This is a genomic window from Paenibacillus salivarius (genome assembly GCF_051307165.1).
Taxonomy (GTDB): domain Bacteria; phylum Bacillota; class Bacilli; order Paenibacillales; family Paenibacillaceae; genus Fontibacillus.
Genome location: NZ_CP195592.1, coordinates 123,799 through 150,000, shown reverse-complemented (window position 1 = coordinate 150,000; position 26,202 = coordinate 123,799). Strand labels below are relative to the sequence as shown.

Genomic DNA, 26,202 nt, shown 5'->3' with positions numbered 1-26,202 from the left:
GAAACGCCAGTCTGGCCGCCGTCTTCGGTCCGATTCCGGGCAAGCGGGTAAAAGCGTCGATCAGCTTCGCGATCGGTTCGGGATAATACAATGGAGTGCTCCCCTTCAGTCTGAATTAAATTAGAACAAGCCTGGAATCTTCATGCCGCCCGTAAATTTGCCCATATCCTGGTTCGCGAGCTCTTCGGCTTTATTCAGCGCATCGTTCACAGCCGTCAGCACGAGGTCCTGCAGCATTTCGATGTCATCCGGATCAACCGCTTCAGGCTTGATGGTCAAGGACAGGACTTTTTTGTGACCGTTAACCTCGACGGTTACGACACCGCCGCCGGCGCTGCCTTCAATCGTTTTGCTGCCCAGTTCTTCTTGGGCTTTGAGCATTTGCTCCTGCATTTTTTTCACTTGCTTCATCATTTGGTTCATATTGTTCATTGGATTCACATCTCCTTTGTTAATATCGGATCTATTATAATAGGTTGCTCCCAAATTTACACAGCCGCATTACTCCTTGATGACCACGAGGTCCTCGCCGAACAGCTGCAGCGCCTCGTCCACCCAAGGCTCTTTGCTCCCGGTATCTTTGCCGCCATCCTCGGTGGCATGCTCCAGCTCGAAGGGTTCCTTCGGCGGCTCGGCGGCCCCTTGGATTGCATCGTTCCAATCCTTCAGCATCATCGTCACCAATCGGCAAGGATGGCCCAGTTGGCGCTCCATCACCTGCTCGATCAGCTGTTTGTTGGCCGGCTTCTCGGTGGTTTCGCGATGGATATCGTTTTTAAAGGCGACCAGAATGGCGTCGTCCACTACCGATACCGGTTCCCCATTGACAAACCAGGCATGGATCGTCACTTTTTCGTCTTTTACCGCCTGCAAAATCTGGTTCCACTTCCCCTGAACGGCCATGAACTCCTGGCTGTTCCGCTCGGCGACGTAACGTTCCATCCCGGACGGAAGCTTGGCCGGTGACGATATGCGCGGGGCAGGGCTTCTCGTGGCCGAGCGTCCGCCTCCCGCCGCTCTGTCTTGGGCACCGCCGGCTCCGGAAAGACCGCTCTTCATCGCCTGCTCCAGCTTACGCTCCAGGTCCGCAAGCTGTTTCTTCAACAGCTGCACCTCAGTAGCGCTGGCGCCCGGCGAGGCGGCTGCCGGCTGGCTTTGCCCGGCGGCCTCCCGCACCTCGGCGTCACCCTTCGGCAGGCTGCACAGCTTAAGCAGAGCTATTTCAAACAGCATTTGCGGATGAGCCGCGTATTTCATTTCCGATTGATAATGGTTCAATGTATCGATGATCCTAAACAGTTGGGCACGCGTGAAGACGTGCGCCATCTCCCTAAAATCCCCGGCATCCAGAACGCGGTCGGTCAGCTTGTCCGCCTGCGGCACCATTTTGATCATCAGCAGATCACGGAAATAGTACAACAGGTTCTCCATGCATTTATCGGCGCTTTTTCCTTCTTGCATAAACCCTTCGACCATCTGCAGCATGCCGCCGACATCGTCTTCCAGGATTTTGTTCGCCAATTCGGCAAACTGCCGCGAAGGAATTCCTCCGGTCATATCCAGAACTTGCTGGTAGGAGACTTTCCCTTCCGAGAAGGAAGAAATCTGATCCAGAATGCTCAGCGCATCCCGCATCCCGCCGTCCGAAAGTCTCGCGATATATTCGATGGCTTCTTCCTCGGCCTCAATGCCTTCCTGCTCGCAGATCGTCCGCAGGCGTTGGCTTTGCTCTTCGAGAGAGACGCGCCGGAAATCGAAGCGTTGACATCTTGAAATGACCGTGGCCGGGAGCCGGTGGGGCTCCGTCGTCGCCAGTATGAACATGACATGCGGCGGCGGTTCTTCCAACGTTTTGAGCAGCGCATTGAACGCTTCCGTGGTCAACATATGCACTTCATCGATAATATACACTTTTTGCCGCACTTCCGTAGGGGCATACTTCACTTTCTCGCGGAGATCGCGGATTTCCTCGACCCCCCGGTTGGAAGCGGCGTCAATTTCAAGCACGTCCATGACAGCGCCCGCGGTAATCCGCCGGCAGGCTTCGCATTCATTGCACGGCTCGGGGGCTGGCCCCTTCTCGCAGTTGACCGCTTTGGCCAACACTTTCGCCGTCGTCGTTTTCCCTGTTCCGCGCGGTCCGCTAAACAGATACGCATGCGAAAGCCGCTGCTCGCGGATCGCATTCTGGAGGGTGCGAATAATATGCTGCTGTCCTACCATGTCTTGAAACGACTGCGGCCGCCAAGCACGGTACAGCGCGATATGCTCCATTTGCGGCACCTTCTTTCTGATCCCATAAGCGGCTTTTTGCCGCTTTCTTATTATACTATACTAGGTCACTCAGAAAAACTCATTCTCTGGAAATAAAAAAGCACCTCTGCAATTTAAGCAAAGATGCGTTCTTTATTAAGTATATACCGTGCACCTGTTATTGATCATTGCGATCCGAGCGGCACCTCTACGGCACAACTCGGGACAGGCTGCCCTCCGGCACAAGAGTGGGACTGCTTATGGCTGCTTCCTTCCGGACCTGACCAGGTTCACAGGTACTCCTTGCGGAGGACCCGTCCGTCAACGTCTACCGTAAAGACCGGACCTCACATCGGCAAGACCGCTAACAGGACTTCAACCTCGCTACAGCGGATTGCGAGTTACAGGGCACCGCTACCTCCCCATCTAGCACGGCGAAATTAAGTATAGCCCATGCCCGGCCAAAATGCAACCTGAGGTTAAAACTTGGCAGCCGTGCCAACCGTCGGAGCAATCGGATTTTCTTTTTTCGTTCTAAGATGCAGGTATTTCCGGTTCGGGCTCCGATTTATCGAATGGCCGGGCACTGACCGCCCATACATTGTTGCCTGTCAGCAAAAAGCCGAATGATGTGGGATAAATCGCATCGAAATCGGTGCCGCCCCCCGGGAAATATATTTTTTCCCACGTCTTCCCGTCTTTGGAGTAAATAAGCACGGTCTCCTCTGTCTTACGGTTCTCGGACATCCAATCAAAATGGCTGCCCGCGGCCAGATACTCCGTCCCGTTGAAGCCGATCACATTCAAACGAAGGGGTAAACCCGCCGAATATTGCTTCGTTTTTTCATTCCATTTGGCTTCCTTGAAACTAAAAACATCTGTTGTCTTGCTGCCGTCCTGGGTCGAAAATATACGGTCCATATAAGCGAATAAGAACCGTTTGCCATCCCAAATCCCGTTATAACCGGCTAAAAAGTTGACATTTTCCCCTGTCCAAACCTGACCGCCTTTGGACTTGGCGGATGTATTGCCCGTTGCCAGGAAGGTGGTTCCGTTCGTCACCAGCGAATCCAGCGGCCGCTCGCCAGCAATGCTTTTTTCGATGTTTTTCATTTGCGCCGGCTTGAATGTCCGCAGATCCGTAGAAATCAGGATATGATTCGGTCCGGGAAAGTAAAACCCGTCAACGTCCTTATCCCGATCCTGTGCCAGAAAATAATAGATTCCTCCGCTAAAGATAAGATCTTGAAAGTCATATTCTTTGCTGGCGTCGCTCGGAAAAGGAATTTCATGCCGTTCCCAATAAAGGCCGTCCTGGGATACCGCAAAACCCAGATCGTACAGGACGATGAAACGGTTTCCGTCAAAAATCATCTTTCGCACATAGCCGCCCGTACCGTCATACTGTTCCCCGTTTTGAATCGTATATGCTTCCTGCATCTCCCACTTTAGGCCATCTGCGGATTTATAAAGCTGTCCGTAAGGATCGAAGTACAGATAAAAGTCTCCGTTATAAGCAAGTCCTCCCCTTTTATGGTTAGACACGCGATCCTCCACTTCCAACACTTTTTCCGCATAAAGCTTGGTCTGGGCCTGAGCAGCTTGCACAGGGATCAGCAGCAGCAGGATTGCCGCTAAGGGAATGATCATCCACGACTTCCTGTTCATGAGTTCGCCTCCCGTTATTTCGATTACTCTATATATCGGATTTTATTGGGAATCTTTTACTGCTGCCCGTGGATGCTAGTTTGGCGTAACATGCAAACCCTATCATATTTTGATATATTATAGAATATATTGGGAGTTTGATAGACGAAAGGAGAACTTATGAAACGTCTACGCCTGGCCAAAATGATATTGGCTGCCTCTATGGTGGCTGGAGGGTTCGCTTTCCAACCGCCGTCGACCCAAGCCGCTTCCTCCATTACAATTATGTTGGACGGATACCCCTTGACTTCGAATGGAGAACCTCTTCTAGTGAACGGGACTACCCTCGTTCCTTTCCGTTCCATCTCCGAAGCTTTAGGAATCGAAGTGACCTGGAATAATAAAACCAAAACAATAAATGCGGTAAAAGGAGAAGGGGCCGAAGCCGTCAACGTTCAGTTAGCCTTGGATCGGAAGGAAGCATCCGTCAACGGGACGAAGGTAAGCCTGTCCGAAGCTCCCCGGAGCGTGAACGGCAACACCTTGATTCCGCTCAGCTTCTTCAGTCAGCAATTCGGAGCCAAGGTCGGCTGGGATCAAGCCAGCAAAACCGTCTCCATTACATCGCCGCAAAAAGATATGTATACGCTCGGTTTTTATGCGATGAGCTCTTTTTCCGAAGCATCCAGAGTTCAGACGCTGGATGCGGTCTCTTTCGGCTGGAGCCGGATTGATGAGAATGGAAAATTTACAGTCAACACCAAACCTTTCTTTTGGCCAGAGGCAGCGGGCGACGTAACACCGGATAGCTTGATAACCGATGCGGCCGAAGCAGGCACGACGCCTTATTTGATGGTCTATTCAAGCGATGTTAAAGGCGAGCTGACAAAGGTTGTCGAGAATGCCGAGTACCGGGAGCAAGCGATTTCGGATATGGTCGAGACCGCTACTGCCCATCCGTTTAAAGGCATCATGCTGGACATGGAAGGCCTCGGACTCACGACGGACAAAACTTCGACCCGCGCGGCATTTACCGCCTTCGTCAAGGAGCTTGCGGTGGAAACCAAGGCGGCGGGACTCCAGTTAGGGCTTGCGTTACATCCGTTGAACTCTTCTTATCAAGGTTACGATTACAAGGCGCTTGGGGAAATCGCGGATGAAATTGTGATCATGGCCTACGATTACCGGACAGGATCGGGGACCGATTCGAACAAACAACCCGAACCTGTTGCCAAGGTGGATGAAGCGATTCGGCTGGCTTTGAAGGAAACCGATAAGGACAAGCTGATTCTCGGTTTGAATATGGACAATGAGGATGCGGCGTCAGTCGAAACCTTGGTCGGTCTCGCCAAACGTTATGATTTGAAGGGCATCGCCCTCTGGCGGCTCGGTATTATCAAAGCGGACGAGTGGGACAGCCTGCGGAATAGCATTGAATTCAAATCATAAAATCAACAAAAAAATCCCCCGCTTGTCTCCAAGCGGGGGATTTCGCATCGTTCGCGGCTTCTGCGCCGCGACCAATTCGTATTAGATACCGTATTTCTTTTTGAATCTATCCACACGTCCACCAGCATCCACAAACTTCTGTTTCCCTGTGAAGAAAGGATGGCAGTTGGAGCAAATTTCAACGCGCAGATCTTGCTTTACGGAACCTGTTTCAAAGGTGTTCCCGCAAGCGCAAGTTACTGTAGTCACGTGATATTTGGGTTGAATGGCCTCTTTCATGACTTTCACCTCTTTCCGCCCTGAGCCTCATGCGGACCCAGAGTTATAATGACACATGAAAACAGTATATCACGTGTATAGGCATTGCGCAATTGTATCGGTAAAATACCATCATTGCCATTTTTCGCAAAAAAATCGAGCTTTTCAATTATCGGAACAAGGGTTTCATTCTTTAACCGCGAACCTTGACCCGGGCCAATTCGGCCGGCGGAACATGCGTATAAGAACCGATGACGACATCCGGCAGCTCTTCCTGAAAAATTTCGATCGCCTGCTTCATGCCGAGAATATCCCCCTTCGCCTTAGGAATCAGCCCTAAATAGCTTTCAGGGTCGATGTTCAGGTTGCGAAGTTGGATCAGCCGCAATTTGGTACGTCGAGCAAACTCGACCATCGCTTCGATTTCCTCCTCCCGGTCGGTCACTCCCGGAAAGATCAAATAGTTGATCGAGGTGTAGACGCCCTGCTCGGAGGCATATTTAAGCGACTTCTCCACATTCGCCAAGGTGTATCCCCGCGGCTTATAGTATGCGTTATAGTGATCGTCCAGCGCGCTGATCGTGCTGACGCGCATCAGATCCAGTCCCGCGTCCACGATGCCGCGGATATGGTCGGAAAGACCGGCGTTCGTATTGATATTGATATATCCCATATCGGTCTGCCGGCGCACTTCGCGGATCGATTCAATGATCAGCTTGGCTTGGGTGGACGGCTCGCCTTCACAGCCCTGACCAAAGCTGATGATCGACTCCGGCGTCTTCAAATGCTCGAGCATGACCTCCACGAGCTCTTCCACGCGCGGGCGGAAGTTCATCCGCGTCTGCGGCGAGACAAAGCCGCTGTCTTCCGGTTGTTCCGAAATGCAGCCGAAGCACCCCGCATTGCAAGAATACGAAACCGGAACCGCCCCTTCCCAGCGATTCAGGAACGTATTCGAAGCCGTCAGGCATTCATATCCGAGCGCGCAATTGGATAAATGCTCGTACAGCCGGTTTTCCGGATAGCGCGATTTCAATTCCTTGACTTGCGACTTCAATTCCAACGGATCGCAGTTTAGCGGATTCCACTTTTCCGGATCGTCGGACATCCGTGCGGTCACATAAAACTGGCCGTCCTTCCAGACCACCGCCGAGTAACCGAACAGCGGAAGCTTATATTCCTTATCCGTCTTGATATAACCCGGCAAGCATAACCGCGTAAAGCCTTGAGGCAGCAATGCGCCTACGGCTTGGACATTCCCGGGAAGCGGCTGCATTTCCCCGGTGTCGGGGTCCATTCCGACCGGACGCGTGGAAGGCAGCCCCACAAGTGTTGCTCCCTGGGGCAGCGGAATCAGCTCATCCTCCATGATCTCCACGATCATATCCGCACTGCGGGCCAGCCCGTATAATGACGGATGGTCATATACTTGTCCTTGTTCATCTGCATATACTAAATACATCTTGTTGTTCTCCTCTTCCTTTGTTCGCGCTCTTAAGAGCCGGAACCTTGGCCTGCAGAACCGGAAGATGGCGACGCCGCTCTGGTGGAACGCCGTGCGCCGGTGCCGCCCGATGCGGTCGAATTCCCGGCCGCATCAAACGAAGCCAGAAATTCGGCGTTCGTTTTGCTGTCGCGCAGCTTTTTGAGGAATCCTTCCACAAAATCGTATGAATCATTCATATTTTTGCGGATGGCCCAAATGGTATCCAGCTCTTCCTTGTTCAGAAGCACCTCTTCGCGACGCGTACCGGATCTGCGGATATCGATGGCCGGGAAAATGCGGCGTTCCGCCAGCTTCCGGTCCAGATGCAATTCCATGTTTCCGGTGCCTTTAAATTCCTCATAAATAATATCATCCATACGCGAGCCCGTATCGACAAGCGCGGTCGCCAAAATCGTCAAGCTGCCGCCTTCCTCCACGTTCCGGGCCGAACCGAAAAACCGTTTCGGACGATGGAATGCGGCCGGGTCGATCCCCCCGCTGAGCGTACGCCCGGACGGCGGTACCACCAGGTTATAGGCACGGGCAAGCCGCGTAATGCTATCCAGCAAAATAACGACGTCTTTCTTATGCTCCACCAGCCGAAGAGCGCGCTGCAAAACAAGCTCCGCTACCTTAATATGATTCTCCGGCAGCTCGTCAAACGTGGAAGCGATGACTTCCCCTTTGACGGAACGCTGCATATCGGTTACTTCCTCGGGACGTTCGTCAATCAGCAGTACGAATAACTCGATATCGGGATAATTGGTAGAAATACTGTTGGCAATCTCTTTGAGCAGCAGCGTTTTCCCTGCTTTGGGCGGCGCTACGATCAAACCGCGCTGTCCCAAGCCGACGGGGGCGAGAACATCCATAATACGAGTGGATAGATGGGTTGGGGATGCTTCGAGCACAAGCTTTTCCTGCGGATATAGAGGAGTAAGCGCCGGGAAATGCAGTCGTTCGGCGGCAATCGCCGGATTCTCGCCGTTCACCGCATTGACCTGCAGCAATCCGAAATAGCGTTCATTTTCCTTCGGCGTCCGGCATTTACCGGAGACAAGATCTCCGGTACGCAGATCAAATTTCCGGATTTGCGAGGCGGAAATGTAAATGTCCTCCGTACTCGGTAAGTAGTTGATCGGTCTGAGGAAGCCGTAGCCTTCCGGCAAAATCTCCAGCACGCCTTCCATGAACATCAGACCGCTTTGTTCTGCCTGAGCCCGCAGAATGGCAAAAATAAGTTCTTTCTTTTTTAACTGGCCGTAGTAAGGGATTTGATGCTGCTTGGCAAGCTTGTACAGCTCGGTTAGCTTCATCCCTTCCAAATCGGCGATTTGCAGATCCATGTAAAAACCACCTATTCAATTTTATCGTTTCAAATCATAAAATACCCTATTAAAACAGAATATGAATCTATGAAGTCATAGTTTTATTATTACCTGTTCCCTGGCAGCTTATGCCGATTCGGCCGGCGTTATTCCACCTGCCGCCACACGTCGGCCCCAAGTGCTCGAAGGTTCGTAACCAGGTTGTCATAGCCCCGGTCGATCAGTTCCACGCCGGATATCTCGGTAACTCCGCCTTCCACGGTCAGTCCGGCAATAACCAGTGCCGCTCCGGCCCGGAGATCGGCTGCCTTCACCTTGGCTGCATTAAGCGGTCCGCCCTCTATAATCGCCGAGCGTCCTTCCACGCGAATCTTGGCTCCCATTCTGACCAGTTCCGGTACGTGCTTGAACCGGTTGCTGTAGACAAAATCGCTGAGCACGCTAACGCCCTCGGCTTGGGTTAACAGACTGGTCATCGGAGATTGGAGATCTGTCGGAAAACCCGGATAGACCAATGCCTTCACATCCACGTGTTCGTATTTTGCAGCACCGATTACCCGAATCGACTCGTCCAATTCTTCGACGCCGACGCCCATTTCCAGCAATTTAGCGGTGAGTGCTTCCAAATGCTTCGGAATCACGCCGTCGATCGTCACATCGCCGCGGGTGGCCGCAGCAGCAATCATATATGTCCCCGCCTGGATCCGGTCCGGAATGATGGAATGGCGGCAGCCCTTCAGCGAGCTTACGCCCTCGATCCGGATCGTTTCGGTACCTGCGCCCTTGATGCTGGCGCCCATCGAGTTCAAAAGTGTAGCTACATCTATAATCTCAGGCTCTTTGGCCGCATTTTCGATAATTGTTAAGCCTTTGGCCCGCGTGGCCGCCAGCATGATATTAATGGTTGCCCCGACACTGCTCACATCCAGATAAATCTTGGCTCCCCGAAGTTCCTTCGCATGCAAATGAATGGATCCATGTTCGTTCGTTACGGTAGCACCCAAAGCTTCAAAACCTTTGATATGCTGGTCGATCGGTCGCGGTTCGAAATTGCATCCGCCCGGAAGCCCGATCGTCGCTTCATTAAACCGTCCTAGCAGCGCCCCCATCATATAGTAGGAAGCCCGCAATTTCTTGACGGGTCCGTTAGGCATAGGAATCGAGTTCACCTTGGAAGGGTCGATGCGCATCTGACTGCCCTCCCATGATACGCGGGCACCCAGCTCTTCCAAAATTTCCGAATATACTGCGACATCGCTTAGATGCGGCAAATTATCAAGCACAACTTCGGATTCCGCCAAAATCGCGGCAGGGATCAGAGCAATTGCGCTGTTCTTGGCTCCGCTGATCGATACTGTACCTCGCAGCGGACGTCCGCCGCTGATCATAAGTTTTTCCATAAGCTCAAGGGTCCCCCTACGTATAATGCAGCCGTATACCACGGCAAGTGAAGCTTCTTCCTAAAAAGAATATATTAAATCGGATAGAATTGCGAATTTTTTAGCTGTGAAAATGGAAAGACACCGTCTAAGCGGTGTGCTTTCCATAATCACCTATTCAACTGCGGCTTTAAAAGGCAGTAAATTAAGCTTTATTGTTGGAACCGAATTCGCGGATTTTGCCGACAACTGTCGCCTTGATCGCGTCGCGGCCCGGTACGATGTATTTACGAGGGTCATAAGCGTCCGGCTTAGCAGCCAAAACTTCACGAACCGCTTTAGTAAATGCGATTTGGTTCTCGGTATTTACGTTGATCTTCGAAGTACCGAGGGAAATGGATTTTTGAATGTCTTTCAACGGAATGCCCGTACCGCCGTGAAGAACCAGCGGAAGCTTAACCGCGTCGCGGATTTCTTCCATTTCTTTGAAACCGAGGTTTGGCTCGCCTTTGTATGGTCCGTGAACGGAACCCAAAGCAGGCGCCAAAGTGTCGATTCCGGTTTCATTCACGATGCGAATGCACTCTTGCAGGTCCGCATATTGAATGCCGCCGATGACGTCGTCTTCCTGTCCGCCTACAGTACCTACTTCGGCTTCTACGGAAACGCCTTTGGAATGAGCGTATTCGACAACTTTCTTCGTCATTTCGATGTTCTCGTCGATAGGATGATGGGAACCGTCGATCATAACGGAAGTAAAGCCTGCGTCGATAGCTTCTTTACATTTTTCGAAACTGGAACCATGGTCAAGGTGAATTGCGACAGGAACGGTAATTTTCATGTCAATCAAAAGACCTTCAACCATTTTCACTACAGTGGTGAAACCGCCCATATGGCGTGCAGCACCTTCGGATACGCCAAGAATTACCGGCGATTTTTCCTCTTCTGCAGCGGCAAGAATCGCTTGCGTCCACTCCAGGTTGTTAATGTTGTACTGACCTACTGCGTACTTCCCTTGAAGCGCTTTGTTCAACATGTCTGTCATAGATACTAATGGCATGGGTTTCAATCCTCCTAAGGATGTTGGATTATCTTTATTAGCCGACATTCACACGCCTTTTATTATACCACACCTCAGCAAAAATACTATTAGAGGTTGTTCAAAAATCAAGTTTTGATCATGACAAAAAACCCCGGCATCCACATTCGGTACCGGGGTTCATTATTTATTCGGATAACATTCGCTCCGCATTTACCCCTTGCGGGGCCCTTTAGTCACATTTATAAAACGGAGCTGCCCTTCAGTTGCATGTTTACGGCCTGGCGCATTTCATCGATATCAAAAGGTTTGGTAAAGTGCATCAATGCCCCGAGCTCGGTCGCTTCTTTAATCATATCGAGCTCCCCGTAAGCCGTCATCATGATCACCTTGATGGCAGGGTTCACATCCTTGATATGCTTGAGGATTTCAAGCCCGTCCATACCGGGTATCTTCATGTCCAGCAGGACGAGATCCGGCGCATCGCTGCGAACGATATCCAAAGCCAATTTACCGTTAGCCGCCTGGTAGGTCTTATACCCTTCGCTACTGAAAACTTCCATTAACAATATTCGGATACCGTTTTGATCGTCGACAATTAACACCTTTTTCTCTTCCACAAAACTACCTCCTAGACGTCCGCCTCATTCTCATAATGTAATTATTCGCCTCCATTTTGGAAATCCCTTCTAAAATGGAAAAAAGAGACTAAAAAATGTCGAACTCTTTTATGAAAATGAGGACGTCCAGGCTTACGAAAAAGAAAATGGTCCCGTCATTAGTTCAAATGAGCGATCGAAGCTTTGACGAATTCACGGAACAACGGCTGCGGACGGTTCGGCCGGGACGTAAACTCCGGATGGAATTGCACCGCAAGGAACCACGGATGGCCCGGAAGCTCGACAATTTCCACGAGGCGTCCGTCCGGCGACGTTCCGGAAATGCGCAGACCCGCCGCTTCAATCGTTTCACGATAGGTGTTGTTGAATTCATAACGATGGCGGTGTCTTTCATAAACCAGCTCATCGTCATAGCATTGCATAGCCAGGGATCCCGGCACGAGTTTGCACGGATACAAGCCCAGACGCATCGTTCCGCCCAAGTCCTCGATATCTTTTTGTTCCGGCAACAGGTCGATGACCGGATATTCCGTGGAAGGATTGATCTCCGAACTGTTGGCTCCTTCAAGCCCTACCACGTAACGGGCATACTCGATCACGGAAACCTGCATGCCAAGGCATATGCCGAAGAACGGAATGTTGTTTTCGCGCGCATATTTGATCGTCGCAATTTTGCCTTCGATCCCGCGATCTCCGAAACCGCCCGGCACCAGAATACCCCCGATACCTTTCAGCGTCTCATGAACGTTTTCGTCCGTCACTTCTTCCGCGTTGACCCAACGGATTTTCACGTCGGCATTGGCGTCAAATCCTGCATGGGAAAGCGATTCGACAACGCTTAAGTACGCATCGTGCAAGGCTACGTATTTGCCGACGATCGCGATTTCCACGGTTTTTTCGAGCTTGCTGATCCGGTCGACCAGACCTTCCCACTCGCCCATATCAGGGGCAGGTGTCGTCAGCTTCAGGTGGTTCACGACGATTTCGTCAAGTCCCTCATCACGCAGATTCAGAGGCACTTCATACAACGTGTCCGCATCGCGGCACTCGACGACCGCGTTCGGATCGATGTCGCAAAATAGGGCAAGCTTTGCTTTCAAGTCATCCGAAAGCTCGTGCTCCGTACGGCAAACGATCACGTTCGGCTGGATGCCGATGCTGCGCAGCTCTTTAACGCTGTGCTGGGTAGGCTTCGTTTTCACTTCGCCCGCCGCTTTGATATAAGGAATCAGCGTCACGTGAATGTACATGACATTGTCGCGGCCGATGTCGCTTTTGATTTGGCGGATCGCTTCCAGGAACGGCAAGCTTTCAATATCGCCGACGGTCCCCCCGATCTCGGTAATGACAACGTCGGAACCCGCTTCGCGGCCGGCACGGAACACCCGCTCTTTAATCTCGTTTGTAATATGCGGAATAACTTGTACCGTTCCGCCCAAATATTCGCCGCGCCGCTCTTTCCCAATGACGGAGGAATAAATTTTACCGGTCGTCACATTGCTGTTCTTGGACAGGTTAATATCGATAAACCGCTCATAATGGCCAAGGTCAAGGTCCGTCTCCGCCCCGTCGTCCGTAACGAATACTTCCCCATGCTGATAAGGACTCATCGTCCCCGGGTCCACATTGATGTAAGGGTCGAATTTTTGAATGGTTACCTTTAGACCTCTGTTTTTAAGCAGTCTGCCGAGCGATGCGGCCGTAATCCCTTTTCCCAATGAGGATACGACCCCGCCTGTCACGAAAATATATTTTGCCACAGTTCAAAAACCTCCTAAATTAGTACGGGTCCCATAAAGAAACATCTCTAACTCAACTATCCATATAGCGTAACCCATCCGCCGTAAAAACATAGCGAAAAGGGCATAAAAAAACAAAAAAGTGACACCCGAACAGGTCGGGGCACTTTTTGATTTAATAACAATTTATAGGTTTGAATCATAAGCCCATGCAATAGTTTACTCGTTACCTTACCCTCTGTCAAGTAAAGCATAACGAGGAAACGTACGATTCTTATATATTAATTATCGTTATCCTCATCGGCAAATTCATCGTCGCCTTCGTCTTCGGAAAGTTCATCCTCTTCTTCCAGCTCTTCGTCTTCAAGGAGGGAATCGTCTTCCACTTCTTCGACATCCTCATCGTCGTCGTCCGGGAACAGCTCGTCGTCCGAATCTTCGTCGATGGCATCGTAATCTTCATCGTCGTCATCCGAACTATACGTATCTTCTTCTTCCACGAAATCGTCGTCTTCGAGATCGTCGTCGTCATCGTTAATAATGCGCGGACGTTTGGCATTGGCTACCGGATCTTCGGAGCGTTCGATCGGATACCAGCGTTTCAAGCCCCACAGATTGGTGCCTACGCAGGCAAAGCGTCCGTCGATATTGATTTCGGTATACAGCTGAGCGATCGCCTCGTTGATCTCTTCTTCGGACATCCCGCGAAGCTTCGCCACTTCGTTCATCAGATCACGATAATAATACGGCGTATTCGCCGCTTTCAAAATCATAAAGGCCAGGTCGACCATCGGAATCTCGTGCACTTTTTCCGGGTCAATTTTCAAATTGAGCGGGGTACTCACGTAACCGACACTTCCTCTCACACAATCTTCATATCAATGTACATTCCATCACTAACATATCCATATCACAAAATAGTAAACCTTATTTGCCATTAAAAAGCAAGTTTTAAGTTGTGCCCAAACGGTGAAGCAAAAAATGGATAGAGGCGGGAACTCTCGCTTCCCGCCTCATGACTGTATCCGCTTCGGAAGGTAGCCGCGCCGCTGCCCTCGAAGGATGTTGAAAGCCCAAACGGCCTTCGCTTTATCCTATGTCGGGGCCGTTGCTTTGACACGGCCCAACGTGCCCAAAAATACGCGCGATCGGAAAAAGGCTTTTGGTCTAGCCGACTTTTTGAACCAGCTCTACGGGGATGCCCATTTTGGCGGGGGCAGGGCCCCTTCCCCATACCGGTGTTGGGGCAATGTCATACAATACTGCAACACGCTTCGTCAGGAGGGCTTCTCTGAATGAACTACTCCAGCTTGCTGCGGTATTTGAATGAGCACCTCGACTCCTCCGGAAAGGGCGGCCGTCACATTATCCGCTTTGCGCACCCGGCGCTGTTTTCTGAATTCGTTAGACAATGGAGAAGAAAGAAGAAAGAATACCCGGCTTTGTCGCGCATTCGTACTTCTTCTTTACTTCAGGCTTTATTTTGTCCATTATCCGACGCCGGCGGGACCTGGGCCAGATTCGGCCTTCAAATCGAAGCCGACGCCCGCATCAAGGTGCACTCCGCCTCGATCCCGGCCAGGGAACCACAACCTTCGGGAGCTCCTTGGGGCGTTCGGCGAATCGGCGCGCCCGAGGCGTGGTCGGTTTCCACCGGCAACCAGGTCAAGATTGGCGTGATCGATACCGGGGCCGATTTCAGCCATTCCGATCTGCGGAACTCTCTGGCAAGAGGCGTTAACCTGCTTAACCAAATGAGCATGCCGTACGATGATAACGGCCACGGAACCCATATCGCCGGGACGATCGCCGCCGCAGGCGGCTCCAAAGGGATGATGGGCGTGGCTCCCCGCTCGTTGATTTATCCGGTCAAAGCCTTCGACCACAACGGATCCGCCTATGTGTCGGACATAATTCTAGGTATTGACTGGTGCGTCCAGAACCGCATGGACATCATCAATATGAGCTTTGGGATGAGGACCAAAAGCCAGTCCCTGCAAAATACGATCCGCCGGGCGTATAACGCCGGCATCGTCGTCGTTGCCTCGTCGGGCAACGACAAAAGGAGCCGGGGAGTTGATTATCCCGCCCGGTATCCCCAAACCATCTCCGTCGGGGCTACCGGACGGGACGGAAAAGTCGCGCCATTCAGCAACCACGGCCCCCACATCGATATTTACGCGCCAGGCGAAAAGATCAAATCCAGCTGGCTGGGTGGGGGCTATCGCGAGATGAATGGCACGTCGATGGCGACTTCGCATGTGACGGGAGCCGTCGCGCTGCTGCTGGCGGCCCGCCCCGGGCTGTCGCCGGCGGAAATCAAGCGGCGGCTGCGCCGCACCGCGCGCCCGTTGCCTTCGGCGGCGAAGGCGCGGGGCACCGCCAGGGCCGGGGCGGGCGAGGTGAGCGCCGCCCGCCTGCTGCGGGGCAAGGCGGTGGCCACAGCCACCGCCGCCAGCAAAAAACCGTCAGGGAAGACTTCTTAGTCCCTGACGGTTTTTCATTAGCCCCGAAGGTTCGGGCCGGGGCTACATCCGCTCCGGCGCGGAGACGCCGATGAGCTTCAGCACGTTCGCGATGACGGTGCGAACGGCGCCGAGCAGCACGAGCCGCGCCGCGGTTTGTTCCGCGTCCTCCGTAATGACGCGTTCCGCTCTGTAATAGCTGTGGAGCATCGCCGACAGCTCATATACGTAGCGGACGAGGCGGTGCGGAGCGTAATTGTCCGCCGCTACCCGGATCTCTTCCGGAAGCTCGCCCATTTTCCGCAGCAGGTCATATTCGTGCTCTGCGGTCAATTTATGCAGATTCGCACCGTCCGGCGAAGGGATCGCAATCCCTTGCTCCTCGGCCTGGCGGAAAATGCTGCAAATCCGGGCATGGGCATATTGCACGTAATAAACCGGATTTTCGTTCGATGTCGAAATCGCAAGGTCCATATCGAAATCCAGATGCGAGTCCATGCTGCGCATCGTGAAGAAGTATCGAATCGCGTCGACGCCGACTTCGTCCATCAGATCGACCATCGTCACGGCCTTGCCGGTACGCTTGGACATTTTCACCTTTTCGCCGTCTTGGAACAGGCTGACCATTTGCGCGATCAGAACGGTCAATTTCTCCGGATCGTAGCCGAGCGCCTGCATCGCCGCTTTCACCCGCGGGATATACCCGTGATGGTCGGCGCCCCAGATGTTGATCAACCGGTCGAAACCGCGGTCGTACTTGTTCCGGTGGTACGCAATATCCGGCGTCAAATACGTATACGTACCGTCGTTCTTGACCAGAACCCGATCCTTGTCGTCCCCGTACTCCGTCGTCCGCAGCCAGGTCGCGCCCTCCTGTTCGTAGGTCCGGCCTTTGGCGCCAAGCTCTTTCAGCGAGTCTTCCACTTGCCCGTCCTCATACAGCGAGGTTTCGCTGAACCAAACGTCGAAGCCTACGCGGAACCGGCCCAGATCCCGCTTGATCTTGGCGAGCTCCTTCTCGAGTCCGTAGGTCCGCAGGAAAGCCGCGCGCTCTTCGGGGGTCATCGACAGCAGGGAATCGCCTTTTTCCGCCACAAGCTCCTTGGCAAAACCTTTGATGTCTTCGCCATGATAGCCGTCTTCCGGCATTTCCGCATCCTGGCCGAGCTCTTGCAGGTAGCGGGCCTCGATCGATTTGCTCAAATTGACGACCTGGTTGCCGGCATCATTAATATAGTATTCGCGAGTCACCTCGTACCCGGCAAAATCAAGCACGTTACACAAAGCGTCGCCTACTGCGGCGCCCCGGGCATGTCCGAGATGCAGGCTGCCCGTCGGGTTGGCGCTGACGAACTCCACCTGAATCTTCTGTCCGTTGCCGGCACCGATCCGTCCGTAATTTTCGCCTTGACGATGAACTTCCGCGATAACCGGATATAGATAGCTTTTGCCCAACGTAAAGTTGATAAAGCCCGGGCCCGCGATTTCGGCTTTTTCAATGCCCGCTTTGGCATAATCGAGGTTGCTTACGATCTCCTCGGCGATTTGGCGCGGATTCTTCTTCGCGATCCGGGACAGCTGCATGGCCGCATTCGTGGCAAGATCCCCGTGCGCTTTATCCTTCGGCACTTCCAGCACGATTGCCGGAATTTCGTCCCGCTGTGCAAGCCCCGCTGCGGCGATGGCTTCAATGACGGCCTCCTTTAAGGCCTGGTTGATTTGTTCCAATGGATTTTGGGTTTGAGTCATCCTTAAACTTCCTCCTGAATATGTAGACTTATGGCGAAACGCCCCGACAATTCCTCATAAACATACAGATCATACTCACAAACGATATGGCCGTAAGTCCCTTCGAGCCCGGTTTCTAGCATCCGGGTGTCCGTGGACAAATTGAAGCTCATGTAGGGAGAACGGTAAAATCCCGGCAGCTTTCGGCCGACCTGGAACGTTTGCTCCGATTCCACGGCGCCATGCCGCATGATTTTCAGTTCGCCTCCCGTGATTTTGACCATCGTCCGGGCTGTACCGCCTCCCGGTCCCGATTCAGGCTCCTCATATCGGATATACACCATATCGCCTTTGACGAAGCTTTCTCCGCTCAGGGCCTGAACCGTTTCTTCTCCGTCCTGGCGGCTTGTCAGCGTAATTTTAACCTTACTTCCGTTCCGATCACGCATGTCCGAACTCCATTCTATATCATAACATCGTATCCTATTGTACTACTATATCCAGATCGGGAACGCAATTCAATAAGCGGGGCATTCCTAAAAAAAGCACCCGGACTTGCATGAGTACGCGGCTCATCAAGGAATCCAGGTGCATTTTCATCATTCTCTTGGCATTATTTCACGAATCCGAGCAGCATTTCGCGGATCAGCTTCGCCGCGACGATTTGCGTCTGTTCGGTCGGATCGTAAATCGGCGCCACTTCCACAAGATCGCAGCCGACGACGTTCACGTCGGATCCGGCGATCAGGTGAACCGCCTCAAGCAGCTCCTTCGAGGTAATTCCGCCGGCTTCGGCCGTTCCCGTGCCCGGAGCGCAGGACGGATCGAGCACGTCGATATCGATCGTCACGTATACCGGGCGGTTCCCCAGCTTCGGCAGAGCGCTCTTCAGCGGAGCGGCCACTTCGAACGGGTAGAAGTTGATATTTTGCCGTCCGTAAACGAATTCTTCCTTGGAGCCCGAACGAATGCCGAATTGGTAGATATTTTTACCGCCCATCAGTTCGGCCGCTTTGCGGACCGGGGTCGAGTGCGACAGCGGCTCTCCTTCGTAATGCTCGCGAAGATCCGCGTGGGCATCGATATGGATGAGCGCGAGATCCGGGTACTTTTCGTACATCGCCTCAATGATCGGCCAGGTCACCAGGTGCTCGCCGCCGAGTCCGATCGGGAATTTGCCGTCCGCCAACAAGCCGCGCACGTATTCGCCGATCACTTCAAGGCTGCGTCCCGCGTTGCCGAACGGCAGTAGCAGATCGCCCGCGTCAAAATATGCCGCATCCAGAATGCTCTTGTCCAGATACGGGCTGTATTCCTCGAGTCCGACCGATGCCTGGCGGATCCGGGACGGGCCGAACCGGGACCCCGGGCGGAAACTGACGGTAAAGTCCATCGGCATGCCGTAAATGACCGCCTTCGCCGACGCGTAATCCTCCGAACTGCAAATAAATACGTTACCGGAATATGCTTGATCAAGTTTCATTTTTCGTTTCCCCCTAATTTTTCACCTGTTTCGCCGGCTACCTCAAACGGTTATTTTACCGGTTATTTCACCAGATCTTCCACGAACTTCGGCAGCGCAAAGGCGGCCTTATGCAAACGAGGCGTGTAGTATTTCGTATTCAACTCGGGAATCTTCGTTTCGTCCACCTCGAGCGGATCATGGGTTTTGCTGCCCATCGTAAATGTCCACAGACCGCTTGGATACGTCGGAATGTTCGCTCCGTACACCCGGACGATCGGGAAGATTTCCTTGACGTCCTTGTTGACTTTTTGAATCAAATCCGCCTTGAACCATGGGTTGTCCGTTTGCGCCACAAAAATGCCGTCTTCCTTCAGCGCCTCGTAAATACCTTGATAAAAACCGCGCTCAAACAGCGGGGCCGCCGGGCCCACGGGCTCGGTCGAATCGACCATGATGACATCATACTTGTTCTTGCTTTGGATAATATGCATATAACCGTCATTCACCTGAACCTCAACGCGAGGGTTGTCCAGTTCGCCGGCGATTTCGGGCAAATATTTTTTGGAATATTCGATGACCTTCCCGTCGATCTCGACCAGGACCGCCTTTTCTACTCCCGGGTGCTTAATGACTTCGCGGATCACCCCGCCGTCCCCGCCGCCGACGACAAGCACGTGCTTCGGATTCGGATGCGTAACCAGCGCCGGATGGGCTACCATCTCATGATAAACAAACTCGTCTTTGATCGTCGTCATGACCATGCCGTCGAGGACGAGCATGCGTCCGAACTCTTCGGTATCGATCATCGCAAGGTCCTGAAAATCCGTCTTTTCCGTTACAAGCGTTTCGCGAACTTTTGCCGTGATGCCAAAGACCGGCGTTTGTTTTTCCGTAAACCACAATTCCATCGTACAACCCTTCTTTCCGCCAGAATAGTGTTTAGCCGTCATATTACCCAAACCGAGCACCGGGGGCTTGTCAGATTCACTTCTTGCAAAGCTTCTCTTTCTATATTGTACCAAACAAAAAGTATTATAAATAAACAGGGTAAAAAAGCAACTATTTCCGGATTACGCAAGCAAAGACTCGATTCCCGACGGGTTCCCATGAATGTTCCGTTCCAAACTTTCCCATACTACTGCTAGTGAAAGAGGAAGGAGGCCTGTCATCATGGATCGATTAATCCGCAGCGGCAGTAAAAACAAGAGCAAACCCAAACGCCGACGCATCGGACTCTGGCTCAAAATCATATTATCCGCCGGCTTGCTGTGTCTGTGTGCTGCCGGGGTGTTGCTGCTGTATTTATTCCAGGCCCAGCTTCCCCTCGCGAACTCCGACCGCAATTCGGTGCTGTTGGACAGGCAGGGTCAGACGATCGCGGTTTTTTCCGACGGGGAACGAAACCGGCAGAGCGTTCCGCTGAAGGAGATTTCCCCCTGGCTGATCAAGGCGACGCTGGCGACGGAAGACCGGCAGTTCTACGACCACTTCGGCTTCGACCTGAAAGGAATGGCCCGGGCGATGCTGGTCAACCTCAAGAACATGGATAAGGTCCAGGGGGCCAGCACGCTCACCCAGCAGCTCGCCCGCAACCTGTATTTGACCCACGAACGGACCTGGTCGAGAAAAATGAAAGAAGCGATGTATACCGCCCAGCTCGAAATGAAGTACAGCAAGGACGAAATTTTGGGCATGTACCTGAACGAGATCTACTACGGGCACGGGGCGTACGGTATTGAAGCCGCATCGCGGCTGTATTTCGGGAAACCGGCGAAAGACCTGAATCTGGCGGAGAGCTCTCTGCTTGCCGGGGTGCCGAAGGGACCGACCTATTACTCGCCTTTTAACCATATGAAGAACGCGAAGGACCGGCAAAAAACCGTACTTTCCGCACTCGTGGAAACGGGCGAAATTACGCGCCAGGAAGCCGACGAGGCCTATGACCAATTGCTGGCCTTCCAGTCGCAAGAGCAGCGGACGACGGTAAGCAAAGCCCCCTATTTCCGCGATTACGTCCGGAATGTCGTGGTCGGCGAGCTTGGCATCGACGAGGCGCTGCTCGAACACGGCGGGCTGCGCATTTATTCGACGCTCGATACGGAGGCCCAGCAGGCCGCCGAGGCCGCGGTGGCCTCGGAGCTCGGCGGTACGCCCGAACTGGAGGCTGCGCTGGTTTCGATCGATCCCCGCAACGGCGAGATTAAAGCGCTGGTGGGCGGGCGCAATTACACGCAAAGCCAATATAATCACGTCTTCGCCACGACCCGCCAGCCGGGTTCAAGCTTCAAGCCGATTATGTACTTGTCGGCTTTGGCTACCGGCAAGTTGACCAGCACCAGCAAGTTCAGCAGCGAGCCGACGCTGTTTCATTACGACGAGAACCGCAAAACGTACAGCCCGAAAAATTTCGGGGACAAATATTTGGGCGACATCGATATGCGTCAGGCCATCGCCGCTTCGGACAATATCTATGCGGTCAATACGATTTTGACGGTGGGGGCGGAGCAGGTCATCGAGCTCGGCCGGAAAATGGGGATTACCAGCCCGCTTCAGGCCGTGCCTTCGCTCGCTCTGGGCACCTCGCCGGTGAGCCCGTTCGAAATGGCGACGGCGTTTGCCGTGATCAGCAATCAGGGGCGGAGCGTCAAGCCGATTGCCGTTCTGAAGATCACGGATGCGGAGGGGCATACGCTCTACGAGGCTCCTTCCGCGGGATCGGAGAAAGTGGTGGAGCCGGCCGCCGCCTATGTGCTGACCCAGCTGATGGAGAGCGTGTTCGAGACCGGCGGCACCGGCAACCGGGTGTCGGCGCAGATCAAGCGGCCGGTCGCCGGCAAAACCGGAACGACGAGCACGGATGCATGGCTGGTCGGCTTCACGCCGGAGCTGTCGACGGCGGTTTGGGTCGGTTACGACAAGGGCAAGACCCTCGGCACGGCCGAATCGCGCAAAGCGGCGCCGATCTTCGCCAAGTTTACGGAGAAGGCGCTCGAAAAGGTGCCGCCGAAAATTTTTCCGATGCCGGACGGCGTGGTGAGCGTCTACATCGATCCCGCCACGGGCAAGCTGGCGACGGGCGACTGCCCGGACAAGAAGCTGGAGGTGTTCGTCCAAGGGACGGAACCGACGGAGTTTTGCTCGGCGCATGGCGATGGCCAGCAGCCTGAGAAACCGCTCCCGGTGCAGGAAAAGCCGGAACACCGGTCCTGGTGGAACGATTTGAAGCGGTGGTGGATGGACTGAGTAATCCAACGGGATTTCCTCCCGCTTAATTATGCCGGGACAGGATGGCTGTGGCTTAGGAGACTGAGCTGACTGATGGAACTGACGGACTGAAGTGCGGATGTGGTTGGAATGGAAGAAGAAACTGTTGTCATTGATGTAGCTGATGTGGCTGTATTGCCTGGTGTGAGTGATGTGGATGATGGGCTTTTATGGCTGTTGTGGTGATGTAGTTGATGTGACTGTTGTTACTGCTATGCCGTTGTGGTGACGTCGCTGTTGTGACGGATTTGGCTGGTATAGTGATGTAGTTGATGTGATTGATGTTACTGCTATGGTAGTTGTGGGGATGTCGCTGTTGTGACGGATTTGGCTGATATGGTGATGTAGTTGATGTGATTGATGTTACTGCTATGGCCGTTGTGGGGATGTCGCTGTTGTGACGGATTCGGCTGGTATGGTGTGTAGTTTGATGTGATTGATGTTACTGCTATGGCCGTTGTGGGGATGTCGCTGTTGTGACGGATTTGGCTGATATAGTGATGTAGTTGATGTGATTGATGTTACTGCTATGGCCGTTGTGGGGATGTCGCTGTTGTGACGGATTCGGCTGGTATGGTGTGTAGTTTGATGTGATTGATGTTACTGCTATGGCCGTTGTGGGGATGTCGCTGTTGTGACGGATTTGGCTGATATAGTGATGTAGTTGATGTGATTGATGTTACTGCTATGGCCGTTGTGGTGATGTCGCTGTTGTGACGGATTTGGCTGATATAGTAATGTAGTTGATGTAACTGATGTTACTGCTATGGCCGTTGTGCTGATGTCGCTGTTGTGCCTGATTTGGCAGGCATCGTGTGTAGGTGATGTAATTTATGTAACTGCTATGCCGTTGTGGTGATGTGGTTAATGTAGATGACGCGATAAAATTACCTGAACCGGCGGAAGTGGCAGAGCTTGCCCCGAATTAACAGGAAAAACTCCCGTTGTTTTGATAAAGTACAGACGCTCAGAAGAAATAGCGGGAAAAAGTGGTGCTATTTTTACGGTTTTGACCGAAAGTAGTTTCTTTGCGATGAAATAGCGGGAGGTTTTCCGGCTAAATTGCGGAAAATAGACAGTTACGCAAAATTAGCCGGAGTTTTTCCCGTTATTTTTATTTCACCGAAGGAATTGTGCGAATCCCTATCACTGAGTCCCCCCCATGTTGTACTTTATACAACAAATGGAGCAAAATCCGGGGATTTGAGTGAAAATGCTGTACTTTATGCAGTAATATTGGCCATTTTCCCATACATCCGCTTCAAACCACTTAAAATGCTGTAAATTCTACAACTTTGTACACGAAGGGCAGCCTTCCATAGGGGAATTGTTGTATAAAATACAGCTTAAGGAGCCTCGACGCATTCGAATGGTGTAGCCGTGACCCCCACTTTAGATTTAATGATAGAATAATGTGGAGAATCCGTTGCAAGGAGGCCCATATAACCCATGGAATCCGAGAAGCCTGTACACATCGGGGGTGAACCCGCCCCTCAAACCGGGACAGGAGAACTGCTTCCGCTGTCTTTTTATGCCGGATCGGCGCTGGAGGCCGCCCCCCGGCTGCTGGGGCAAATCCTCGTCCGGGAAACCGAGGACGGCGAAATCCGCTGCCGCATCGTGGAGACGGAGAGCTACGGCGGCATCGAGGATAAAGGAAGCCATGCGTATGGCGGGCGCCGCACGGCCCGAACCGAAATTATGTATGCCGCCGGAGGCGTCGCTTACATCTATTTAATTTACGGCATGTACCACTGCCTGAACGTGGTGACCGGCCCGCCAAACGATCCGCAGGCGGTCCTGATCCGGGTCGTCGAGCCGCTGACGCCGGCCGACGAAGCCCTCATGCGCGCTCGGCGCGGCGCACGCGCGCCAAAGCCCGTCGACTTGTCGGGGGGACCCGGAAAGCTGTGCCGGGCCCTTCACATCGACAAGTCCCTGAACGGCGCGCCGCTGCACCGCGCAGGCAGCGGGCTTCGCCTGGAGGCGGGCACCTCCCCCGGAGGGGTCACCGTGCCCGGCGCTCCCTACCCGCCCGCCATCATAGCGGCGCCGCGCATCAACATCGCCTATGCGGCGGAGTACGCGGATATGCCGTGGCGCTTCTATTACCGCGATAACCCGTATGTTTCGGTCATCGACGACAAAAAGGGCGTTCCCTTTAACCTTTAAGGAAGGAACGCCCATAACTATCAGCTCCCCGTCAACTGGCGGAGCTTCGCGGCGATGACCGTCACCGGCACGACGTGATCGACGCAATTCAATTGATCGCGGCCCGCGGCATGCCGAACACCACGCAAGTCTCCTGGGCCTCGGCGATCGTCGAGTCGGCCCCTTTTCTCTTTGCCTGCGCCATCGCTTTGGCGCCGTCGCTGCCCATGCCGGTCAGAAGCACAAAGTGCTTCTTCACGTTGGAGATGGCCGCAACCGAGTCGAACATGACATCGACCGAAGGCCGGTGACCATTCTGCGGAGGCTCCTGGTGCAGCGCGATCCGGTAACCTTCCCGATGCTTCAGCAGGGTCATGTGGTAGCCGCCCGGCGCGATGTACGCGGTTCCGCCTTGGACTACCTGCCCGTCTTCGGCCTCCACGACCCGAATCTGGCACAAGTTGTTCAGCCGTTGCGCGAGCGATAACGTAAATTTCGGCGGCATATGCTGAACAATGAGCACAGGGTAAGGAAAATCCGCGGGAAGTCCGGTCAGCACCGATTCCAGCGCCTTCGGCCCCCCGGTGGACGTGCCGATCGCCACGACCTGGCGAAACTCCCGCTCCCCTTCAAACGCGATCCGCTTCGGTTCCCTTACAAGCTGCCGGGTTCCGCCTCTGCGGGCCGAAATCAGCACCGACAGCGGCGTCCGGGCCGCCGCCTTGATCTTCGCCACAATTTCCTCTTTGGCCGAAGTAATCCCTAATCCGGCGGTGCCCTGCGGCTTCGGAATAAAATCCACCGCGCCCCTCTGCAGGGCGGTGATGGTTTCCTCCGCTCCCTCCCGGGTCAAGGAGCTGATCATGATGACGCGGGTCGGCAATTCTTCCATAATCGTCGCAAGCGCCTCAAGCCCGTTCATCTCCGGCATTTCAATATCCATCGTTACGACATCGGGACGAAGCTCCCTGATCATACGGATGCCCTCGGCACCGTCTCTGGCCGTACCTACGACCTCAATGTCCGCGTCCTCTTCCACGAGCCGGACGATCATTTTGCGCATAAACAGCGAGTCGTCCACAACGAGCAGTTTGATTTTCCCCATAATATCGATACTTCCTTCATTCTTTTCTGTAGAAAAATGTATCCGTCGACATTAACCCGTACTGCTGCGGTTGAAAAATCTGCTCCGTTCCTCCGATAAACAGGTATCCGCCCGGCTTTAGCGACCGGCTGAACTTGGCGAAAACTTCCTGCTTCGCCTCTTCGGTAAAATAGATCAGCACATTGCGGCATACGATCAGGTCAAACTGGGTTTCATACGGATCCGAGAGCAAATTATGGCGTTTGAACTGGACGCACTTCTTTACGTCCTGCGAAACAAAATACCTGTCGCCCTGCACCGTAAAATACTTGCTTAAATGAGCCTTGGGCACGTCTTTCACCGACATCGGCTGGTACGAGCCCAGCTTCGCTTTAGCAATCGCATTTTCGTCAAGATCGGTGGCCAGCACCTGTATGTCCCTCAAAGCCAAGTACTCGGACAACACCATCGTCAAAGAGTAAGGCTCTTCTCCCGTCGAGCAGGCCGCGCTCCAGCACTTCAGTTTGGGACTTCGGCTGAGAAGCTCGGGAATGACTTTCCCCGATAGTACTTCCCAACGCTGCGGATTTCGAAAAAATTCGGATACATTGATCGTCATTTGGTCAAGAAGCTCCGCATATAGCTCGGGGCGACCCGGAAAAGCATGAAAATAATCCACGAAATTCGTAAACCCTTTTCGTTGCATCAGGCTTTTAAGCCTGCGTTTCATTTGAGGTTCCTTATATAATGTCAAATCGATCCCGGATTTTGTCTTGAAGAGCTGGACAAACCGGGCAAAGTCCTGATCCGATTTCTCTAATAGCATGTTCCCTTAAGCCCCCTTGGA

General features: G+C 53.2%; 22 protein-coding genes and 1 other RNA gene (1 of these 23 only partly in view). 4 read left to right on the top strand and 19 right to left on the bottom strand.

The genetic code is table 11. The annotated features are described in order from the left end of the window. The 5 genes from recR to ACSFXJ_RS00690 all read right to left on the bottom strand — a co-directional run. Positions 1-91 carry the beginning of a recombination mediator RecR gene (gene recR / locus ACSFXJ_RS00710; protein WP_435923341.1) on the bottom strand. 509 nt of this gene lie to the left of the window's left edge, so 91 of the gene's 600 nt are visible here — the first part of the coding sequence; its start codon is at positions 89-91; its stop codon lies off the left edge, out of view. Positions 92-120: 29 nt separating this feature from the next. After that, positions 121-432 carry a YbaB/EbfC family nucleoid-associated protein gene (locus ACSFXJ_RS00705; RefSeq protein WP_435923340.1) on the bottom strand — a complete coding sequence of 104 codons (312 nt, stop codon included), beginning with the start codon at positions 430-432 and terminating at the stop codon, positions 121-123. A 69-nt stretch (positions 433-501) separates the two neighbouring features. Continuing rightward, the gene (gene dnaX / locus ACSFXJ_RS00700) at positions 502-2,274 is read right to left on the bottom strand and encodes a DNA polymerase III subunit gamma/tau (RefSeq protein ID WP_435923339.1); all 1,773 of its coding nucleotides are present in this window, start codon (positions 2,272-2,274) and stop codon (positions 502-504) included. Between the two features lie 146 nt (positions 2,275-2,420). Then, positions 2,421-2,688: signal recognition particle sRNA large type (gene ffs / locus ACSFXJ_RS00695), an RNA gene on the bottom strand. A 99-nt stretch (positions 2,689-2,787) separates the two neighbouring features. Beyond that, positions 2,788-3,921, bottom strand: a complete 1,134-nt coding sequence (locus tag ACSFXJ_RS00690; RefSeq protein WP_435923338.1) for a hypothetical protein — start codon at positions 3,919-3,921, stop codon at positions 2,788-2,790. A 159-nt stretch (positions 3,922-4,080) separates the two neighbouring features. Between ACSFXJ_RS00690 and ACSFXJ_RS00685 the strand changes: the two genes are divergently transcribed. After that, a complete protein-coding gene (locus ACSFXJ_RS00685; RefSeq protein WP_435923337.1) occupies positions 4,081-5,349 on the top strand; it encodes a stalk domain-containing protein in 1,269 nt (422 codons plus the stop codon). An 81-nt stretch (positions 5,350-5,430) separates the two neighbouring features. Here ACSFXJ_RS00685 and rpmE read toward each other — a convergent pair whose 3' ends face one another. From rpmE to rpoE, 8 genes are all read right to left on the bottom strand, one after another. Next, positions 5,431-5,628, bottom strand: a complete 198-nt coding sequence (gene rpmE, locus ACSFXJ_RS00680; RefSeq protein ID WP_074048553.1) for a 50S ribosomal protein L31 — start codon at positions 5,626-5,628, stop codon at positions 5,431-5,433. A gap of 172 nt (positions 5,629-5,800) precedes the next feature. After that, positions 5,801-7,069, bottom strand: coding sequence for a radical SAM protein (locus ACSFXJ_RS00675; protein ID WP_435923336.1), 1,269 nt, complete (start codon positions 7,067-7,069; stop codon positions 5,801-5,803). Between the two features lie 32 nt (positions 7,070-7,101). Then, positions 7,102-8,439 (bottom strand): transcription termination factor Rho, encoded by a 1,338-nt coding sequence (rho, locus tag ACSFXJ_RS00670; protein WP_435923335.1) that lies wholly within the window; start codon positions 8,437-8,439, stop codon positions 7,102-7,104. Positions 8,440-8,567: 128 nt separating this feature from the next. Beyond that, positions 8,568-9,821 carry a UDP-N-acetylglucosamine 1-carboxyvinyltransferase gene (locus ACSFXJ_RS00665; protein WP_435923334.1) on the bottom strand — a complete coding sequence of 418 codons (1,254 nt, stop codon included), beginning with the start codon at positions 9,819-9,821 and terminating at the stop codon, positions 8,568-8,570. A 184-nt stretch (positions 9,822-10,005) separates the two neighbouring features. Next, positions 10,006-10,860 (bottom strand): class II fructose-1,6-bisphosphate aldolase, encoded by an 855-nt coding sequence (fba, locus tag ACSFXJ_RS00660; RefSeq protein WP_435923333.1) that lies wholly within the window; start codon positions 10,858-10,860, stop codon positions 10,006-10,008. Positions 10,861-11,081: 221 nt separating this feature from the next. After that, on the bottom strand, positions 11,082-11,459 hold the full coding sequence (locus ACSFXJ_RS00655; RefSeq protein ID WP_435923332.1) for a response regulator: 378 nt from the start codon (positions 11,457-11,459) through the stop codon (positions 11,082-11,084). 158 nt (positions 11,460-11,617) lie between these two features. Further along, positions 11,618-13,219, bottom strand: coding sequence for a CTP synthase (locus ACSFXJ_RS00650; protein ID WP_435923331.1), 1,602 nt, complete (start codon positions 13,217-13,219; stop codon positions 11,618-11,620). Positions 13,220-13,479: 260 nt separating this feature from the next. Next, the gene (rpoE, locus tag ACSFXJ_RS00645; protein ID WP_435923330.1) at positions 13,480-14,043 is read right to left on the bottom strand and encodes a DNA-directed RNA polymerase subunit delta; all 564 of its coding nucleotides are present in this window, start codon (positions 14,041-14,043) and stop codon (positions 13,480-13,482) included. 450 nt (positions 14,044-14,493) lie between these two features. On the opposite strand from rpoE, the gene ACSFXJ_RS00640 reads away from it, so the two are divergent. After that, positions 14,494-15,684, top strand: coding sequence for a S8 family peptidase (locus ACSFXJ_RS00640; protein ID WP_435923329.1), 1,191 nt, complete (start codon positions 14,494-14,496; stop codon positions 15,682-15,684). 42 nt (positions 15,685-15,726) lie between these two features. On the opposite strand, the gene argS is transcribed toward ACSFXJ_RS00640, so the two are convergent. The 4 genes from argS to speE all read right to left on the bottom strand — a co-directional run bounded on the left by argS (position 15,727) and on the right by speE (position 19,764). Next, positions 15,727-17,412 carry an arginine--tRNA ligase gene (gene argS / locus ACSFXJ_RS00635; protein ID WP_435923328.1) on the bottom strand — a complete coding sequence of 562 codons (1,686 nt, stop codon included), beginning with the start codon at positions 17,410-17,412 and terminating at the stop codon, positions 15,727-15,729. 2 nt (positions 17,413-17,414) lie between these two features. Continuing rightward, on the bottom strand, positions 17,415-17,840 hold the full coding sequence (locus ACSFXJ_RS00630) for a DUF1934 domain-containing protein (RefSeq protein ID WP_435923327.1): 426 nt from the start codon (positions 17,838-17,840) through the stop codon (positions 17,415-17,417). Between the two features lie 164 nt (positions 17,841-18,004). Then, complete coding sequence (speB, locus tag ACSFXJ_RS00625) at positions 18,005-18,874, bottom strand: agmatinase (protein WP_435923326.1); 870 nt, start codon at positions 18,872-18,874, stop codon at positions 18,005-18,007. Positions 18,875-18,936: 62 nt separating this feature from the next. Further along, on the bottom strand, positions 18,937-19,764 hold the full coding sequence (gene speE / locus ACSFXJ_RS00620) for a polyamine aminopropyltransferase (RefSeq protein WP_435923325.1): 828 nt from the start codon (positions 19,762-19,764) through the stop codon (positions 18,937-18,939). A gap of 262 nt (positions 19,765-20,026) precedes the next feature. Here speE and ACSFXJ_RS00615 point away from each other — a divergent pair, with 262 nt between their 5' ends. Both ACSFXJ_RS00615 and ACSFXJ_RS00610 read left to right on the top strand, forming a co-directional pair. After that, the gene (locus ACSFXJ_RS00615; RefSeq protein ID WP_435923324.1) at positions 20,027-22,099 is read left to right on the top strand and encodes a transglycosylase domain-containing protein; all 2,073 of its coding nucleotides are present in this window, start codon (positions 20,027-20,029) and stop codon (positions 22,097-22,099) included. 1,470 nt (positions 22,100-23,569) lie between these two features. After that, positions 23,570-24,292 carry a DNA-3-methyladenine glycosylase gene (locus ACSFXJ_RS00610; RefSeq protein ID WP_435923323.1) on the top strand — a complete coding sequence of 241 codons (723 nt, stop codon included), beginning with the start codon at positions 23,570-23,572 and terminating at the stop codon, positions 24,290-24,292. 88 nt (positions 24,293-24,380) lie between these two features. Here the strand turns inward: ACSFXJ_RS00610 and ACSFXJ_RS00605 are convergent, their stop codons facing one another. Both ACSFXJ_RS00605 and ACSFXJ_RS00600 read right to left on the bottom strand, forming a co-directional pair. Next, a complete protein-coding gene (locus tag ACSFXJ_RS00605) occupies positions 24,381-25,376 on the bottom strand; it encodes a protein-glutamate methylesterase/protein-glutamine glutaminase (RefSeq protein ID WP_435923322.1) in 996 nt (331 codons plus the stop codon). Positions 25,377-25,392: 16 nt separating this feature from the next. Continuing rightward, entirely contained in the window at positions 25,393-26,181 is a 789-nt protein-coding gene (locus ACSFXJ_RS00600; RefSeq protein ID WP_435923321.1) for a CheR family methyltransferase, read from the bottom strand. Between the last annotated feature and the right edge of the window lie 21 nt (positions 26,182-26,202).

What these genes read in the sequence shown, in the direction of transcription:
- dnaX (WP_435923339.1), bottom strand. Translation starts at nt 2,274, where the DNA reads ATGGAGCATATCGCGCTGTACCGTGCTTGGCGGCCGCAGTCGTTTCAA.
- ACSFXJ_RS00685 (WP_435923337.1), top strand. Translation starts at nt 4,081, where the DNA reads ATGAAACGTCTACGCCTGGCCAAAATGATATTGGCTGCCTCTATGGTG.
- ACSFXJ_RS00610 (WP_435923323.1), top strand. Translation starts at nt 23,570, where the DNA reads ATGGAATCCGAGAAGCCTGTACACATCGGGGGTGAACCCGCCCCTCAA.
- ACSFXJ_RS00600 (WP_435923321.1), bottom strand. Translation starts at nt 26,181, where the DNA reads ATGCTATTAGAGAAATCGGATCAGGACTTTGCCCGGTTTGTCCAGCTC.
- ACSFXJ_RS00665 (WP_435923334.1), bottom strand. Translation starts at nt 9,821, where the DNA reads ATGGAAAAACTTATGATCAGCGGCGGACGTCCGCTGCGAGGTACAGTA.
- fba (WP_435923333.1), bottom strand. Translation starts at nt 10,860, where the DNA reads ATGCCATTAGTATCTATGACAGACATGTTGAACAAAGCGCTTCAAGGG.
- speE (WP_435923325.1), bottom strand. Translation starts at nt 19,764, where the DNA reads ATGGAATTGTGGTTTACGGAAAAACAAACGCCGGTCTTTGGCATCACG.
- ACSFXJ_RS00640 (WP_435923329.1), top strand. Translation starts at nt 14,494, where the DNA reads ATGAACTACTCCAGCTTGCTGCGGTATTTGAATGAGCACCTCGACTCC.
- ACSFXJ_RS00690 (WP_435923338.1), bottom strand. Translation starts at nt 3,921, where the DNA reads ATGAACAGGAAGTCGTGGATGATCATTCCCTTAGCGGCAATCCTGCTG.
- ACSFXJ_RS00615 (WP_435923324.1), top strand. Translation starts at nt 20,027, where the DNA reads ATGGATCGATTAATCCGCAGCGGCAGTAAAAACAAGAGCAAACCCAAA.
- rho (WP_435923335.1), bottom strand. Translation starts at nt 8,439, where the DNA reads ATGGATCTGCAAATCGCCGATTTGGAAGGGATGAAGCTAACCGAGCTG.
- speB (WP_435923326.1), bottom strand. Translation starts at nt 18,874, where the DNA reads ATGAAACTTGATCAAGCATATTCCGGTAACGTATTTATTTGCAGTTCG.
- ACSFXJ_RS00630 (WP_435923327.1), bottom strand. Translation starts at nt 17,840, where the DNA reads ATGCGTGATCGGAACGGAAGTAAGGTTAAAATTACGCTGACAAGCCGC.
- argS (WP_435923328.1), bottom strand. Translation starts at nt 17,412, where the DNA reads ATGACTCAAACCCAAAATCCATTGGAACAAATCAACCAGGCCTTAAAG.
- ACSFXJ_RS00675 (WP_435923336.1), bottom strand. Translation starts at nt 7,069, where the DNA reads ATGTATTTAGTATATGCAGATGAACAAGGACAAGTATATGACCATCCG.
- rpmE (WP_074048553.1), bottom strand. Translation starts at nt 5,628, where the DNA reads ATGAAAGAGGCCATTCAACCCAAATATCACGTGACTACAGTAACTTGC.
- ACSFXJ_RS00605 (WP_435923322.1), bottom strand. Translation starts at nt 25,376, where the DNA reads ATGGGGAAAATCAAACTGCTCGTTGTGGACGACTCGCTGTTTATGCGC.
- ACSFXJ_RS00705 (WP_435923340.1), bottom strand. Translation starts at nt 432, where the DNA reads ATGAACAATATGAACCAAATGATGAAGCAAGTGAAAAAAATGCAGGAG.